The organism is Bacillus paramobilis (genome assembly GCF_038096195.1).
GTDB classification, from domain to species: domain Bacteria; phylum Bacillota; class Bacilli; order Bacillales; family Bacillaceae_G; genus Bacillus_A; species Bacillus_A mobilis.
This window is the reverse complement of the sequence record NZ_CP151108.1, coordinates 2,191,106-2,207,636: the sequence shown is the minus strand read 5'-3', so window position 1 is coordinate 2,207,636 and position 16,531 is coordinate 2,191,106. Positions and strand designations below refer to the sequence as shown.

The following is a 16,531-nucleotide window of genomic DNA, read 5'->3' as shown; positions in this document are numbered from 1 at the left end:
ATTCCTACTTCTTCACCGCATGCACATAATGCACCGTCTCAAAAGCTTTTAAATAATCGTTTCGTCCTTCAAAGTATAATGTATGAATATCCTCAGGTGATAAATGCTCATAAATGAGTAAGCCCGCCTTCTCTAACAGTGCTTCCATTTCGGTATAAGAAAAACACGATTTCATCGGTTCTCCGCCTACTGTAGCCATTTTAACCATATTTCCCACTCGATTGGACAATCCTTTTTCCGTAAATAAGTTTTCATCCGGATAATCGAATACGATAGAGCTCCCCACTGGAACCATCTCGAATAAGTATTCTATTAAACTAGATAGCTCCTCTTTCGTTAAATAGTACGTTACACCTAATAGGCTAAAGAAAGTCTTTTTATTTTCAAACCCTTCATTTACTAATGTTTGCTTCGAGAAACCTTTAGTAAAATCCATCGAAACAAAATGCAGATTACGTGGAATTTCATACTCTACTTCTTTCACTCTTTGTATTTTAAACGCTTGCGTAGAAGGATGATCCACTTCAAATATTTCTATTTGATTTTCTAATTCTCGATGTCTAAAACTAAATGTATCTAAGCCTGCACCGAGTATAACGTATTGTGTTGCTCCTAATATAATTTCATGTAGTAATACTCTTTCACAATATGCGGCGCGTGCTAAAGGTGTTGGCGATAATTGAACTTGTGTAATCCATTTTAATATTTCTTGTGGATTGTCTTGAAACTGCTGTGCAATGTCTGTATTGAAAAAATGGATTCCTTGAACCATATTCGTTTCGATATCATTACGTTCTTTTTGTGGAATAAAATCTTTAGCTACATAATCATCAAAAATTTTAGGACTATCAAATTCACTATGATACGCCCTTCCGAAAGCTGATACTAGTGACGTTACACTTGATTCACCTTTTTTCACGCATATACACTCCTTCATTTTCACAACAAAATAGGGTTCCCCTGGCCAGGAGAACCCTATTATACACCTTATTTTTATTTTGGTAAATTATAGCATAAATAAGTTTTTTTGTCAAGTTTCCAGCCTACTACCACTCCGACACTTTGTACATTCTCTAGCAGGAAAATTGTCGATACACATCGAATGTTCCAAATTATAACAATACAAATGGAGGTCAATATGAAACGATTCGTCATTATTACCGTAGGAAAAACACACAGCGGAAAAACTACATTTTCAAGAGCATTAGAAAAAGAATTACCCCACTCTTTCGTTATGGATCAAGATAACCAAGCTGAATTTATTAATACGCATTATGAAAAATTACAGCCGGCTGAAGGCGCTAATGCATTTAAGCATGGTCTTTCGAAATTCATTGTTGATTATGCAAAAGAACATACGAGTTTACACCTTATTATTTGCAACTCCAATAGAAGCCGAAACGGCAGGATGTATTTACTCAATGAATTGTTTCAGAAAGAGGAATATGTACGCATACTCGTTCATTTTGACATTCCAGATGATGTACTTTACGAAAGAGTAGCTCGAAGCACGCGAAGTACGAATATTTTTAGAGGTGGTTATTCTAGTTTCAAAGAAGTACTTGATCGACAACAGTCTGAATCACTTCAAGAAGATGTGGTAGATCCTATAGAAAACGAGGCTGATTATTTGTTTGTTATTCGTAATAGTAAGGATGTAAACTCTACTATAGAAGAAATTGTTCATCTTGCTAAAGACCTCTCCACTATCCAAAAATAAAAGACTATAAGAATTACATAATGATAGATTATTATGCAAATACTTCCTCTAGACATCGTACATGGTATATAATGATAAGATAATCTACTTCTATATGCTCAATTTTACACAAAACAGCTCATGCATATGAAAGAAAAGAGGTATAAAAATATGAAAACAAAACAAACTATCGCTGCGTCTACACTAGCTTTAGCAATGATTGCTGGCGCAAACTCTGCTCATGCGGAAGTAACTGATGCTACTCCTCAGCAAAGTACGGGAGATCGATTAGCTGAAATTAAGCAACATAGACAAGAGTTAGACGCGAAATTGCAGCAACACAAAGAAAACGTGGATCAAACATTGAATGAACTTAACAAGGTTAAGGAAAATGTTGATACGAAGGTTAATGAACTACATGAGCGTAAACAAGTTGCTGATGAAAAAATTAACGAAATGAAACAACGTAAACAAGAGTTAGATGCAAAACTTCAGCAAGACAAGCAAATCGCCGAAGATAAAATCGCTGAAATGAAAGAGCATAAAAAACAAGTAGAAGATAAAGTTGCTGAAGTGAAAGAACATAAGCAAAATATCGATAATAAGGTTAATGAGATTAAAGAACATAAACAAACTGTCGATGAAAAAGTGAATGAAATTAAACAACATAAAGAAAATATCGATCAAAAGGTTAATGAACTTAAGGAAGTTAAAAAACAGGTAGATGAAAAATTAGCTGAGTTAAAGAAAGCAAAACAAACTGCTGAGGACAAACTTGCTGAGCTAAAAGAAAACAAGCCGAATACTGGAAACACGTTAGAGGAACTTAAGAAAATTAAAGGCAATTTAGATAGTCTTTCCGCTAACTTAGAACTAGCTAAACAAGATGTAAAAAACAAACTAGCTGAATTACAAAAAGCTAGAGAAGATTTACTAAATAAAATTAACGAAATGAAACAAGCGAAACAAACTGTTTCAGACGATTTAACAAAGAAAAAACAAGACTTAGATATTAAAATCAACGACTTTAAACATACTGAGAAAAAAATTGATGACAAATTAGCTGAGGTACATACAACGAAGCAAAATGTAGATAACAAAATTAATGAAGTATCTCAATCGAAACAAACGCAAACAGACAATAGTACTAAAAACAATAACGCTAAAGAACTTCCTAACGCTGGTAGTGAGCAATCAAACAATATGGCTTTAGGTATGTTATCTGTCTTAGGCGGCGTTTTATTAGTAACACGAAATAAAATTAAAGCGTTATTCTCAAAATAAGGCCCTTATAACTATATTTTATAAAAAGGACAACCGCACATTTATGTGCGATTGTCCTTTTTCTTTATATTAACTTCCCATCTCTAAGCGTCAATATACGATCACATACATCAAGCATTCTTTCATCATGCGTAATCATAATGGCTGCTTTTTGACTTTCTTTCACTTCACGTTTCATCATTTCTACAACTTCACGTGCGCGTTTTGAGTCTAAGCTTGCCGTTGGTTCATCCGCTAATATTAAATCTGGGTTGTTCATGAACGCGCGAGCGATTGCTACCCTTTGTTTTTCCCCGCCAGATAGTTGATTTGGATAATGATTTTTTCTTTCTCCTAATCCAAATGCTGCTAATAAGTGATCCGCGCGCTTTTCAGATTCTTGTTTGTTATCTTTTTTAAGCTTTGCAATGTAAAGCAATTGTTCTTTTACATTTAAGTATGGAACAAGATTTGCGAATTGGAAAATGAAACCGATTTTTTTCAAACGAATGTCTGTCATTTCCTTTTCTGATAACTTCGTAATATTTTGCTCACGAATGTAAATATCCCCTTTTGATGGTGATAATAAAGCACCCGCGATTGATAATAATGTACTTTTCCCTGATCCCGAAGGACCGACGATTCCGATAAACTCTCCAGCTTTCACATCAAGCGACATCGGATGAAGGGCTGTTACTTCCGTATTCCCTTCTCCGTACACTTTACTTACTTTGTCTAATTTTAATAATGAAGTCATTACATCCCGCCTCCAATTGCTTCTAATGCATCAACTTTTAATACTTGATATAACGAAATCAGTGTTCCTAAAATACTAATGACGATAAAGATTGCTGCATATTGTGCAATCATCGGTGTTGTTAATAAGAACGGCATACCTGCTGGTAAAATTTGTTCTAATCCTTGTACAAGAACAATGCTGATTACCATCGCCACAACTGATAAGAATAACGCCTGTACGACTAAGCTATTTGCTAAATAAGAGTTCTTTGTACCGATTGCTTTTAATACACCTAATTGCTGTGTTTTTTGCAGTGTAATGACGTAGAAGAATACACCGATTAGTAACGCAGCGATAACAAGTAAGAACGCAATAATCATCGTTAATGTTCCTTGCTCTTCTTTAAATCCTGGAATACTTTGTAATACTTCTTTTTTGTCGATAACATGTGCATTTTTAATGTCTTTATCTGTATTCAGCGCAATTGCACTATAATCTTTTTGGTTTGGTTGTGAAATAGCACCCCATACGTCTTCATTTACATAAACGACTGGTGTATGGCTAAACATTTGATCTTTCGTAAATCCAACGATTTTAAATTCTTTCTTTGAAACAGGATCGATAATTGTATCTCCAATATCGATTCCTTTTTCTTTAATTGATTCATCAGCAACCATTTCGTTGTTTGCTGTACCTAATTTCTCACCTTTTACAATTTTCGGTTCTAAAAATGAATCGCGTTCACTTGAGAAAATAGCAACATCCACTTTTTTCGAACTGTCTTTCTTTTCATACGTTGAAACTTTCACACGAAACGGAACGGCCTCTTTCTCGCCTACTTGATTTACTACGTTATTTACACCATCTTGCTTAATTTGTGAACGAAGTAATTTATTTTCCGCATCATCTGCTAAGACGAACTTATTTGCCTCCATATTTTGAATCGATGAAGCATTATCATATGATAATCCATTTGCTAATCCTGAAATAACAAGAACTAAAAATGATAATAACACCATAATCAGTCCGATTAATCCGTATCTTAATTTTGATTGTTTTAATTCACGCAGAGCTAAAAACATTTCGCTCGCTCCTTCCTCTTTCTTTCTATGCACTCATCATAAAAAAGAAATATGAACGGAATATGAACAGAAGATTACAGAGGATAAGATTAAATTTTCAGAAAGTATTGAAAATAATTTAAATCCTTGATACAATTCAGTCAAATAATATTGACCGAGTAATTTTATTTGAGGAGTTGATCATTTTGAAGCCCATGTTAACACTAACTACTTATAGCCAACTAAAAGCAATAAGCGATCCACTACGTGTCGAAATGATGATGCGTCTATGCGAACGTCCTTATACAGGACAACTACTATCTGAGAAATTCGGCATTCCAAGGGCGAAAATTCATTATCATTTAAAAGAATTAGAAAAGAATGGTTTTATAGAAATTGTTTATACAGAAGAAAAGAATGGCATCGTTCAAAAGTTTTATCAATCTGTCGCTAGAGGTTTTACCCCTGCTGCTGAACTATTACCTCATTTAGAAATATTAAGTGAATCAGGTCGCCAAATCTTTTTACAAATGACAGAAAGAACGAAAAGCCATATTCTCGCTGCACCAGAAGAAGCTTTTACATTACGAAAAGTAAGCGAAGATCCAGCTGAGTGGAATTACGTTTCGTCTTGCTGGGAGTTTGATGCAACGCCAGAACAATTTCAAGTATGGGTGAAAAAGTTTCATGAATTAATGGCTGAATTAAATGAGATTGCAAAAGACGCAGATAAAGATCCAAATAGTAAATCTTTTTACATTTCTACTACTGCACTACAAATCGATGAACGAGCGATGCAGCGCTTTGTGAAAAAAGAAGAAAAATCGTAATACGATTTTTTTTACACTAACGGTCAAATTTATTTTACCGAATAATTTTTTTATAAAGGAGTAGATTAAATGGACATATTAAAAAACCGGAATTTCCTCTTATTATTTTTAGGGAGAATTTTTACAAACATAGGAGATAGCTTGTATTATGTAGCCGCGATGTGGCTCGTATACAAGCTGAGTGGTAATCCTTTTTATTCTGGATTAGCTGGTTTTCTTACGTTATTACCTTCTACACTTCAATTTCTTACCGGTCCATTCGTTGATAGATGGTCAATCAAAAACACCCTCGTCATCACACAAGTTTTGCAATGCATTCTTATTTTAATCATTCCTATTACACACTACTTCGATGTATTAACAGTTCAACTACTACTGATTATTATGCCCATCGTAGCCTTTATCGAACAATTCGCCTATCCCGCACAATCAAAAGCTTTACCACTTCTACTGCATAAAACACAATTATTAAAAGGAAATTCACTCTTTTCATTTGCGTATCAAGGCATTGATTTAATTTGCACGACTCTTTCAGGCATATTAGTAGCACTACTTGGCGCAATCACTTTATATGTAATCGACTCTTTTACATTCGCGATTACTGCCATTTTATTCTTTTCATTAAAAATGCCGAAACAAGCAGAAACCAATACATCGCTATCAACTAAACAATATTTTTCTGATTTAAAAGAAGGTTTTTCGATCGTCTTCCGTTCATTAATGGGCGTATTCTTAATCGGTTCAGTAGTCGCTAATTTTTCAATCGGTATGACGATGGCAATACTCCCTTCTTTCGCTGATTCTTTAGGAGGCGTGAAATCATATGGCTTCTTCTTAGCTGCTATATCAGCAGGTAGTCTCCTCGGTGCATTATTCAGTTCATGGGTTGGTAAACGTAATGTTGGCCGTGTCTCTATTATTGGCTTTGCGACTGGCGCTATCTTTTGGTTTCTCTCTACGATTGTACCGGTTCAATGGTTATCTATTTTTTTATTCGGCCTAGCTTGGATTCCAATTGGAGCCACGAACATATTGTTTGCGACAATTAGTCAAATTGTAATTCCAAATCAATATATTGGACGTATTAACTCAGTCATGCGAAGTATGGGCACAATTGCTATGCCGTTTGGCTCTTTAATTGGTGGATATGCTGCAAATGTATTTAGTAGCCAACTCATTTTCGCACTCGCTAGCATCGGGATTTTATTTATCTCTCTCGTATGGCTGCTTCATCCAAAATTACGAGCTTTGCCGAAAGCTGATGAAATTACAGCGGATACTTTTGGGGTTCGGTTTAAGGAAGAGCGCGGGAAAGGTGCAGCTTTATAACAGGAACAAACATAACCCCGTTCTAAATTTGGGACGGGGTTAAACATATAGTTATTTAATTTTGGATGTAAGATACTTTACTAAAAATATAACAATAGCACCAACTAAAACGTTCAATTATCGATTTGATGGCCAAGACCCCTGCATTTTCCTTAATTGAATAATTTGACCTGTATGATAAGCATCATGAAGCATGATATCTAGTAATTTCCCCTCAAGTGAATTTCGCTCGAGCTCCCTTTCGGAAATTACACTTAATACCCGTCTTAAATTACGCTGAGCATTTTCAGAACGTTCAACGACTTCCTTCCATTCTGTATCATCATTAGATTGCTTAGTAAGATAAAAGGTGTCATTCCCGTCAAGATTATGTGTCCATTCACGGCCTTCCAAGTTTGCAGCAAGCCTCTCTTTGTAATAAATGAGATGATTAACGCTCTCCCAAATGGTATTCGTTGCCTCACCATATGGTTTCCACATAGCCTGTTCGGCTGTAAGTCCTTCTATAGCATATTTAAACGGTGCATACCAACTCTCTTTATCGAATGTTGAATCTAGTACGTTTAATAACAAGTCAGTTCGTTTCAAAGTAATTTCCTCCCTACACGGTTCAAGTTTTAATACACTCCTTCTAACTCTGTAGAGATTCTACATTTTCAAATAAACTTCCTCCTGATCTTACTCCACAAACTCGTCCGATTATGAAATGAAAATGACTCACATTTTTTCACTTTACAACGTATACTAGCGACAAAAAAAGAAGAGGCCTTTTCCAAACAGCCTCTTCCATTTATTTCGGAAACTCCACCTGAACAGTAGTCCCTTCCCCTTTCGTACTATACACTGAAACGTTTCCGTTATGCAGTTCCACAATTTTCTGCACAATTGACAACCCTAACCCACTACCTTCTACGTTTCTCGCCCTAGCTGTATCTACTTTGTAAAAACGATCAAATATACGGTCCATTTCTTCTCTTTCCATACCAATTCCGTTGTCTGATATAGAGATCATCACACTTGATTCCAATTCTTCAACAACAAATTCAATCGTACCGCCGTCATTTGAAAACTTAATGCTATTCGTAAAGATGTTACTCCATACTTGATGAAGTAAGTTTTCATCACCTTGAAATGTAATGTCTGGCACATCAAATTCAACGGCGATATCTTTTTCACGCCATTTCCATTCGAGCATAAAAATCACGTCTTTAATTTGCTTCTGCAAATTGAATTCTTTTATTTGCAACACTTTCTCTTCTTTATCTAAAGAAGCTAGCGTAAGTAACTGTTTACATAAACTAGACATTCGCTTACTTTCGCCCTCAATAATTTGTAAGTAATGGTTTCTTTCTTCCACACTCATCTCTTCTGACTGTAACGTTTTTGAGAACCCTTGTATGGAAGAAAGTGGTGATTGGAATTCGTGCGAAACATTTGAAACGAATTCTTGTCTCATTTCATCTAGTTCTTTAATACTTTTCGTCATCTTTTGGAAGCTTGTAGATAACGTTCCTATTTCATCTTTTCGTTTTACGTCTAATTCAATTTCATATTCACCACTCGCAATTTTTTGCGTGGCCTTCGTAAATTTACGAATCGGACGAACGATATAACCTGCTGCAATCGCTATAAAGATAATACTTAATAGTACGATAAACCCAAGTAATACCGCTAAGAAGATTCGCATCTCGCCAAATTGTTGCTGTATGTCAGGGCGAATGAATAAAGCGTACTGTTTATCACCGTGTTTTACCGGGACACCGACACTATTAATTAATTCATTATCGAAAAAACCTGTAATAAAGAGGCGAGTCGGATATGTAGAAACGCCATTAAACGTTTCGCCATTCAATACTTTATGAACGGTATCATCACTTATTGTCGTCTTACGAAACGCATTACCGATACGCTTTCCATTCTTTTGATCATCGACAATATAAATTTCATACCCTAGCTTCGCAATAGACTGTAAGTATGCCTCTTGATTTTCTTCACTTTGCTTTTCATATAACGATTTAACTTCTTCAGCATACTTTAAAATCTTTTCACTATTATACGGTTTTAACTTCACTTGATAATATACGTTCGTTAATAAAAAGCCGATAATACTACTAAGAAGCATAATACCAACTGTCATAAAAACAAATCTAGAATATAATGATTTCATTTTATTTCAACTCCAACTTATACCCGAGTCCGCGCACCGTCGTAATTTGAAAATCATCCGTTCGTTTTGAGAAACGATCTCTGAGACGTTTTATATGAACGTCAACCGTTCGTTCATCCCCTTCAAAATCCATTCCCCATACTAATTCAATTAGTTCTTCTCTTGAAAATGTTCTTCCTGGATAACTAGCAAGTTGTGATAATAGCTCAAATTCCTTCAGTGGTAATAAAATCGTTTGACCGTTACACTTCACTTCAAACCCTTTTCGGTCAATTGTCGTACCGTGCAGTGTAATCATATCAGCATTCAGCATTTGATAACGACGTAGTAATGCTTTCATACGGAAAATAACTTCAGCTGGCTCAAACGGTTTTACAATATAATCGTCCGTACCAGAAATGAATCCTTTTTCTTTATCAACTAACTGATCTTTCGCCGTTAATAAAATAACCGGTATATCATGATACTTCCGAATTTCTTCACATAACGTATAGCCATCAACAAATGGCATCATAATATCTACTATCGCAAGATGAATATTTTCTTTCTCTAATACGTCTTGCGCTACCTTTCCATCTTCTGCTTCAAAAACTTTAAACCCCTCTTTTTGTAAATGGTAATGTAATAACTCTCTAATATGCTTATCATCATCAGCTAATAAAATATGTATCATCTTCATTAAACCCTCTCTTGTTTATCCTTCTACATCCTTACCTTAAGAAACAATTGGATTTTTTGCAAGAAAAAGAAAAAGAATCTATTTTGAAAAAAGATTATTCAAAATAGATTCTTACGTTTTAGTATTAAGATTATTTTAATGAAAAATAAGTTCTAAGCTTTAGAAATATCAACGAATCCTTCTCCAAATACGTCACGAACATCATGTATAGCGATAAACGCAGCTGGATCCGTAGTTTGAACAATCCTCTTTAGCTTCACTACTTCTTGCTTATTAATAACAACATAAAGAATTTCCTTCGGCGTTTTCGTGTAATAGCCATGACCTGAGTACACCGTAACCCCTCTGCCCATTAATGTAGTCACCTTACCGGCGATTTCATTTGGGTTATCAGAAATAATCGTAATAGCCTTCTTCGGATTTAAGCCTTCAATTACAAATTCCATCACTTTCGTTGCTACATATAGCATAATAATTGTTATCATCAGTTTTTCTGCACCAATGATGAAATAAGATGAAAACGCAACGATTAAATCGAAGAACAGTAGACCGTAGCTAATGCTCCATCCTAAATATTTATGCGTCATCCTTGCTAAGATGGTAGTACCTGCTGTTGTTCCGCCAACGCGAATAATAAGACCAATCCCGCACCCAATAAATATTCCTCCGAAAATGGCATTTACGAGCATTTCATCCGAAGCAATCGTCCAACCTTCTGTCAAATGAAGGAATAGTGAGTTCGTAACTACAGCGATAATCGTATAAATTGTTGTGATCTTATTTAAAAATTTATAACCAGCTATTAACAAAATCGCATTTAAAATTAAGTTAACTAAACCCGGTGACCATTCAAATAAATAGTACGTAATAATCGTGATACCTGTTACCCCGCCCTCACCAAACTCATTCGGGATAACAAACAAATTGACACCTAACGCAAAAAGAAATGCACCGATAATAATAAAAATAATGTCTGTCGTTCTTTTTTTCATACAGTACCTCACTTCTTATGTAAATATTTATTCTGTCATAAACTCTCACCATTATATCGTGGAATATTCAAATCGAACAGTGGTTTATTTTTATTTTAATATAGGATAATAAATTAACTTCATCCTATATCCACATGTAATTAAAAAAGGAAAACAACTGTATTTATTATGTACTACAAACAAAGTTTTGATTTCACATGCAATTCAGCCTAAAAAATGAATATAAACACTCTAACTCGCACAAACTTCGAATACAAAACAAATAGGCGAAGCTATAGAATAAACTTCGCATCAAACATTTAATCATAGAGATTTATATGTCATTTTATACTTCTGTATGTTGTTGATCGTTTCACTTTATTTCTTCCGTGTAATGAAAAAAACTCCATTAAATTTGCATACTCAGTATGCAAATTCAGGAGTTTTTTCATATACCACTATTCGGGTTCACTTCATTACTCATTCAAAATTAGCACGAGGTTCCTCTAACCCCTTCTTATTACTCCAGTTAAATAAGCTTTCATTCTGCGTTTGCTGCCCTGGTTTTACAAATAACATTGCCCCCATTGCAATAGCGGCCAAAATGGCAGCTACGATAAACATAGAAGGATAGCCATAACTTACAACTAAGTATCCAGTTAAAGTCGGAGCTAAGATTGTCGCGATATTAGCGATAAAATGCATAATTCCACTATATGTTCCTGAGTAAGCAGGAGCCGTATCGACAATAATCGCCCAAAATAATGAACTCGGTAAAAAAGCAAACGCATTTCCAAGCGACATAAGCGCTAATACAGCTACATAATTATCCATCGCGGGAATGAAGCTAAAACAAACTGCTGTAAGGAATAAAGCAATAATTGGTAACCCTGTTCGAGCTAAACGAAGATTCCCTGTTTTACGTAAAATACGATCAGATAGCTTCGCCCCTAGCGGCAATGTGATACAAGCGCCAAGCCAAGGAATCATCCCAAGATACCAAAGGGAGGATAATTGAAAATGGAATACATCTTGCAAATATTTCGGTGTCCAAGTTAATATTAAAAAATTGATATATTGAAAGCAAAAATATGCTATCGTAACCATAACGAATGTCGGAACTTTAAAAAAGGAGTACCATGGCTCTTTTTGAGTTTCTTTCTCTGCTTTTACGGATTGCAGCACACCTTCCGTACTTCGTATTTCAGCTAGTTCTTCTTTTGTTACGCGTGGATGATCCTCAGGCATATTCGTAAAAGTAAAATACCAAATAATCGCCCATACGATCCCAATTGTACCGAGGATGAAAAACATTACTTTCCAGCTAGTGAAAGATAGCAACAGAACCGCTACAGGCGCCGTTAATACTGCACCTAACGGAACACCAACAAAACCAAGAGATGTTAGAAAAGCTCTTTCTTTTGGAGCTGCCCAATTTGCTGCTGTCTTATTCGAAACCGCGAAAGATGGCCCTTCTGTTAAGCCAAATAAAACGCGGAAGATAGCAAATCCTATTAAAGCAGACCCTCCAAAAACAGCAATCCCTATTTCTCCAGCGAAAGCGGTCGCAATTTCAAAAATAGACCAAGCAGTTGCTGCTACGATCCATACAAATTTCGGTCCTTTTTTATCAGAAAAAATACCTCCTAATAAAGAACCAATCATGTAACCGTAACCAAAATACCCTAATATAGCGCCCCACTCCTTCGGGTCAAAGCCATATTCTTTTATAATAAAAGACTGCGCATAAGCGATGGCTCCTCGATCAATATAATTTACCATCGTAATAAACGTGAGCATTGTAAAGACATAATAACGAAATTTATTCTTCATCAAAATCCTCACTCCCCCTCGTATTCTTTTGTTTTTCTCTCTAATCCTTTAGTAAAATGACATGAACCTTTCCAGGACCATGAACTCCAAAAGCTAATTCCATCTCAATATCACCTGTCCGGCTAGGCCCAGTAATAAAATTAATACAGGCAGGTAATCCATTCGAAACCTGTTCGTGAATGCTAGTTACTCCTTCTGTTAAACGTCTATAAATTGTATGTTCTGAGAGAATCGCTACATAAACTGCTGGCAAAACGCTAACTAAACGTCCGCGTCCACCACCATTCCATAAAACAACGGTTCCAGTCTCAGCGAGTCCCATTTCGGCATATGTAATTCCCATATCCACTTGTGCTGCATAATCCCGTAGTTCGCTTTCCCCTTCTTTACTTTTCCAAATTCGATGAGAAACGAAATTTCCTGTTAAATGCTTTCCTATTTCAAGTTGATGTAATCTATCATCATCCCAATACACCGCAGATTGAACATTAAATTTATGTACAATGTACTGAAGTGCACTCTCTATTTCTGAACGGTATATATGACTTACTTCTGTATGTAAAATTTGCAAATTTGCAATAAACTGCTCTATCAATCTTTCGTGATTTATCTCTTTAGGATAGTGCCTGAGCGGATCGTTTTTCCACCTAGGAGGAGTGACCCCAGAGCGACGTTCTCGGTTTAGTTTACGTGCGATATTGTTTAAAAAAGATTGTTGTACATCCGTATTCATATTATGAATCCCTCATTTCTTTTTTCCACCAATCACGGAATGATTGTTTCGCAGGTTTTGGAAAATCTCTACTTTTTGTCCACCCTTTTAATGGTCCGGGGCCATTCGCAATATAGCCATCTTTTGCAAATATCGATAAACCTGTGTATGCCATTTTAATAGTTTTCTCATAAAAGAATGGATGGCTCGCCATAAACGTGAAACCTTTAAAAGCCAGCTGCTCAAATTTCGTTATAAACCCTTGTTCCACCACATCTTTACGATGTTCAATGAGAAGGTCATGTAATGGAATTTTCACGGGGCAAACGTCTGTACACGCTCCGCACAAACTTGATGCAAAAGGTAATTCTTTTAATTCTTCATACCCTTCTAATAAAGGCGCTAGTACTGCTCCAATTGGTCCGCTATACACACTTCCATAAGCATGCCCTCCAATATTACGATACACAGGACAAACATTTACACAAGCTCCGCACCTTATACACTTTAATACTTCTTCATAAGCAGTTCCTAAAATATCAGAACGACCATTATCTAGAATAATTAAATGAAACTCTTCAGGTCCATCCATATCTTCAGATAAACGTGCGCCATTAATTCCAGTTACATAAGATGTAATCTTTTGGCCTGTCGCACTTCTTGTTAACATCGAAACAACCACATCAAGATCTTTCCATGTCGGAACAAGGCGCTCCATCCCCATAATAGCAATATGAACTTTTGGTAATGTCGTAGTAAGACGAACATTTCCCTCATTACTTACAAGAACAACTGATCCAGATTCCGCTACCGCAAAGTTACAACCGGAAATACCAATATCAGCTTCTAAAAACGCTTTACGCAATCGCTCCCTAGCAAATTGTAATAATTGATTCGTATCCACTGGTATCTTTCTTCCCGCCTCCTTAGAAAAAAGCTCTGCCACTTGTTCTTTCGTCTTATGAATAGCTGGAGCAATTAAATGGGATGGAGTTTCTCCAGCTAATTGAATAATGTACTCCCCAAGATCAGACTCTACTACTTTTACGCCTATCTCTTCTAAGTTTTTATTAAGGTGTATTTCTTCTGAAACCATAGACTTTGACTTAATTACTGCTCTCGCTCCTTTTTTTCTTGCGATTTCAGAAACATACGATACGGCATCTTCTGCTTTGAAAGCGAAATGAACATGCCCTCCATTTTTTCGAACATTAGTAGCTAATTGTTCCAAATAACTATCTAGATTTTCAATTGTATGCATCCGAATTTGAGATGCTGCCTCACGCCACTCTTCCATATTTCCTAATTCATGTGTAGCTTGTTCCCGTCCCGTCCGAAGTCTATCTTGTGTAAACGGAACCGCGCTTCTCATCTGCGGATCGTGCAACGCTTTATCTACTCTTTTCAAAAAACTTTGTTCCCCCGCCACACTCATTTATTCAGCCCCTTCGCCAATACTTCTGCTACATGTAACACTTGAATATTTTTATTTTCCCTGCGCAATCTTCCTCCAATATTCATAAGGCATCCCATATCTGCTCCAATTAACAGATTGGCTTCTGTCGCCTCAATATGTTTTATTTTTTCATCAACCATCGTTTCAGAAATCGAGCTCATTTTTACTGCAAAAGTACCACCAAACCCGCAGCAATCTTGGCAATATGGTAATTCTTTTACGTCTAGGCCTTCTACTTGCGATAATAACTTTAAGGGCTCGTCTTTTATCCCAAGCGCACGACTCATATGACAAGATTGATGGAAAACAGCCTTCTCAACCAACTTAGATTTCAAATCACTTTTTCCAAGTACATTTATTAAAAAATCCGTCAACTCATACGTTCTATCCGCTAAATGAACCGCTTTTTCATACCATTCACTATCATCTTTAAACATCTCTTTATAATAATGATGAACCATGCTTGCGCAAGAACCTGAAGGCGTTACAATATATTCGCTATGTTCAAATGCTTTTATCATTTGCTTTGCTGCTAGTTTTGCTTCTTCTTGATATCCGCTATTGTAAGCTGGTTGCCCGCAACAAGTCTGTCCTTCAGGGAAATCTAGCTCCACTCCACATTGCTTCATAATTTCTACGACACTTTTCCCTACTTGAGGAAAAAACACATCTGATAAACAAGTAATAAATAACGAAACTTTCATAAAAATCCCCCCTCAAAACGATACGATCTATTTTCAAAGTATTACTCTATCAGATTAATTTTTAAATTTTTAGAATTTTCTATTTTTAAAACTTTTTGTTTATGATATCATGTGGGATATTATATGAAAACTATCTATAAGGTTGTTTTTGTATACAAAAAAGGTATAGAAGGGACTTTAAAATGGATATAAGAAAACTTCGTTACTTTACTGTAATCGCTGAAGAAAAACAGCTTACCCGTGCTGCCCAACGGCTTCATATGGCACAGCCACCTTTAAGTAGACAACTATCTCTACTAGAACAAGAATTATCAGTAAGCTTATTTGAAAGAAACGGTCGAAATATGCATTTGACTGAAGAAGGCAAAATTTTATATACGAAAGCCAAAAACATTATTCAACAATTAGAAGAAACCATTACGGAAATTAAAGATACCGGTGAAGGGCTAAGGGGTAATCTTTCTATTGGAGCATTCCATTCTTGCATTCCTTTTCTCTCTGAAAAAATCCGCTATTTTCGAGATAACTATCCAAATGTGAACTTAAAAATATGGGAAGGTGGTCCTTTTTACTTAATAGAGCAATTAGAAAATCGGAATATCGAACTTGCTATCTTGCGCGCGCCCTTTAATAAAGATGTTTTTTCTAGTATTAGTTTATCAAAGGAACCATTCGTATTAATCATGCCTGCTAAATGGGAACTATATCACTCACAGCTTCCAATTCCTCTAACCGAATTAAGTCATATTCCCCTCTTACTTTTACATAAAGATACAGAAAACAGCTATCATCAGCTCGTCATTGATGAATGCAAGCACCTTGGTATTCAATTAAATATAGCATGTGAATGTCCTGACTCAGCATTTATTCTTATGCTTATCATGACTGGAATCGGCGCCTCTATCTTGCCGAAAAGCGCTGTATCTCATATCCCGCAAGAATTTATAAAAATAGTAGATGTAATGGATTTTCCTTATCAATCCGAATCATCGATTATATGGCTAAAAAATCGGAAGCTTTCTAAAAGAGCTCAACGATTTATAGAATGTACATGAATAAAGCCTAGAAGTGTAGAGATAGATCTATTC

At 35.8% G+C, this 16,531-nt stretch carries 16 protein-coding genes; 5 read left to right on the top strand and 11 right to left on the bottom strand.

Annotation, left to right across the window (positions count from 1 at the left end):
* Positions 1–4 precede the first annotated feature (4 nt).
* On the bottom strand, positions 5–919 hold the full coding sequence (locus tag AABL52_RS11415) for a class I SAM-dependent methyltransferase (RefSeq protein ID WP_341519423.1): 915 nt from the start codon (positions 917–919) through the stop codon (positions 5–7).
* A 207-nt stretch (positions 920–1,126) separates the two neighbouring features.
* Between AABL52_RS11415 and AABL52_RS11410 the strand changes: the two genes are divergently transcribed.
* Positions 1,127–1,720, top strand: a complete 594-nt coding sequence (locus AABL52_RS11410; protein WP_341519713.1) for an ATP-binding protein — start codon at positions 1,127–1,129, stop codon at positions 1,718–1,720.
* A 150-nt stretch (positions 1,721–1,870) separates the two neighbouring features.
* Complete coding sequence (locus AABL52_RS11405) at positions 1,871–2,983, top strand: LPXTG cell wall anchor domain-containing protein (RefSeq protein WP_341519422.1); 1,113 nt, start codon at positions 1,871–1,873, stop codon at positions 2,981–2,983.
* A 64-nt stretch (positions 2,984–3,047) separates the two neighbouring features.
* Here AABL52_RS11405 and AABL52_RS11400 read toward each other — a convergent pair whose 3' ends face one another.
* Together AABL52_RS11400 and AABL52_RS11395 are read right to left on the bottom strand one after the other, a co-directional pair.
* Positions 3,048–3,719, bottom strand: coding sequence for an ABC transporter ATP-binding protein (locus AABL52_RS11400; RefSeq protein WP_064449276.1), 672 nt, complete (start codon positions 3,717–3,719; stop codon positions 3,048–3,050).
* Positions 3,719–4,783, bottom strand: a complete 1,065-nt coding sequence (locus AABL52_RS11395) for an ABC transporter permease (protein ID WP_341519421.1) — start codon at positions 4,781–4,783, stop codon at positions 3,719–3,721. Before AABL52_RS11395 ends, AABL52_RS11400 begins: the two co-directional genes overlap by 1 nt.
* Positions 4,784–4,968: 185 nt before the next feature.
* Between AABL52_RS11395 and AABL52_RS11390 the strand changes: the two genes are divergently transcribed.
* Both AABL52_RS11390 and AABL52_RS11385 read left to right on the top strand, forming a co-directional pair.
* Positions 4,969–5,592, top strand: a complete 624-nt coding sequence (locus tag AABL52_RS11390) for an ArsR/SmtB family transcription factor (protein ID WP_341519420.1) — start codon at positions 4,969–4,971, stop codon at positions 5,590–5,592.
* A 69-nt stretch (positions 5,593–5,661) separates the two neighbouring features.
* Positions 5,662–6,921, top strand: a complete 1,260-nt coding sequence (locus AABL52_RS11385) for an MFS transporter (protein WP_341519419.1) — start codon at positions 5,662–5,664, stop codon at positions 6,919–6,921.
* A 117-nt stretch (positions 6,922–7,038) separates the two neighbouring features.
* On the opposite strand, the gene AABL52_RS11380 is transcribed toward AABL52_RS11385, so the two are convergent.
* From AABL52_RS11380 to AABL52_RS11345, 8 genes are all read right to left on the bottom strand, one after another.
* Entirely contained in the window at positions 7,039–7,509 is a 471-nt protein-coding gene (locus tag AABL52_RS11380; RefSeq protein WP_341519418.1) for a DinB family protein, read from the bottom strand.
* Positions 7,510–7,711: 202 nt separating this feature from the next.
* Entirely contained in the window at positions 7,712–9,088 is a 1,377-nt protein-coding gene (locus tag AABL52_RS11375; protein ID WP_341519417.1) for a sensor histidine kinase, read from the bottom strand.
* A 1-nt stretch (position 9,089) separates the two neighbouring features.
* The gene (locus tag AABL52_RS11370; protein WP_341519416.1) at positions 9,090–9,767 is read right to left on the bottom strand and encodes a response regulator transcription factor; all 678 of its coding nucleotides are present in this window, start codon (positions 9,765–9,767) and stop codon (positions 9,090–9,092) included.
* A gap of 152 nt (positions 9,768–9,919) precedes the next feature.
* The gene (locus AABL52_RS11365; protein WP_000747488.1) at positions 9,920–10,759 is read right to left on the bottom strand and encodes a YitT family protein; all 840 of its coding nucleotides are present in this window, start codon (positions 10,757–10,759) and stop codon (positions 9,920–9,922) included.
* A 459-nt stretch (positions 10,760–11,218) separates the two neighbouring features.
* On the bottom strand, positions 11,219–12,571 hold the full coding sequence (locus AABL52_RS11360) for an MFS transporter (RefSeq protein WP_341519712.1): 1,353 nt from the start codon (positions 12,569–12,571) through the stop codon (positions 11,219–11,221).
* A gap of 40 nt (positions 12,572–12,611) precedes the next feature.
* The gene (locus tag AABL52_RS11355; RefSeq protein ID WP_341519415.1) at positions 12,612–13,304 is read right to left on the bottom strand and encodes a LutC/YkgG family protein; all 693 of its coding nucleotides are present in this window, start codon (positions 13,302–13,304) and stop codon (positions 12,612–12,614) included.
* Position 13,305: 1 nt separating this feature from the next.
* Positions 13,306–14,718 carry a LutB/LldF family L-lactate oxidation iron-sulfur protein gene (locus AABL52_RS11350; RefSeq protein ID WP_341519414.1) on the bottom strand — a complete coding sequence of 471 codons (1,413 nt, stop codon included), beginning with the start codon at positions 14,716–14,718 and terminating at the stop codon, positions 13,306–13,308.
* Complete coding sequence (locus AABL52_RS11345) at positions 14,715–15,443, bottom strand: (Fe-S)-binding protein (RefSeq protein WP_341519413.1); 729 nt, start codon at positions 15,441–15,443, stop codon at positions 14,715–14,717. The genes AABL52_RS11350 and AABL52_RS11345 overlap by 4 nt, the downstream gene beginning before the upstream one ends.
* 182 nt (positions 15,444–15,625) lie before the next feature.
* Between AABL52_RS11345 and AABL52_RS11340 the strand changes: the two genes are divergently transcribed.
* Positions 15,626–16,498 (top strand): LysR family transcriptional regulator, encoded by an 873-nt coding sequence (locus AABL52_RS11340; RefSeq protein ID WP_341519412.1) that lies wholly within the window; start codon positions 15,626–15,628, stop codon positions 16,496–16,498.
* Positions 16,499–16,531: the final 33 nt, after the last annotated feature.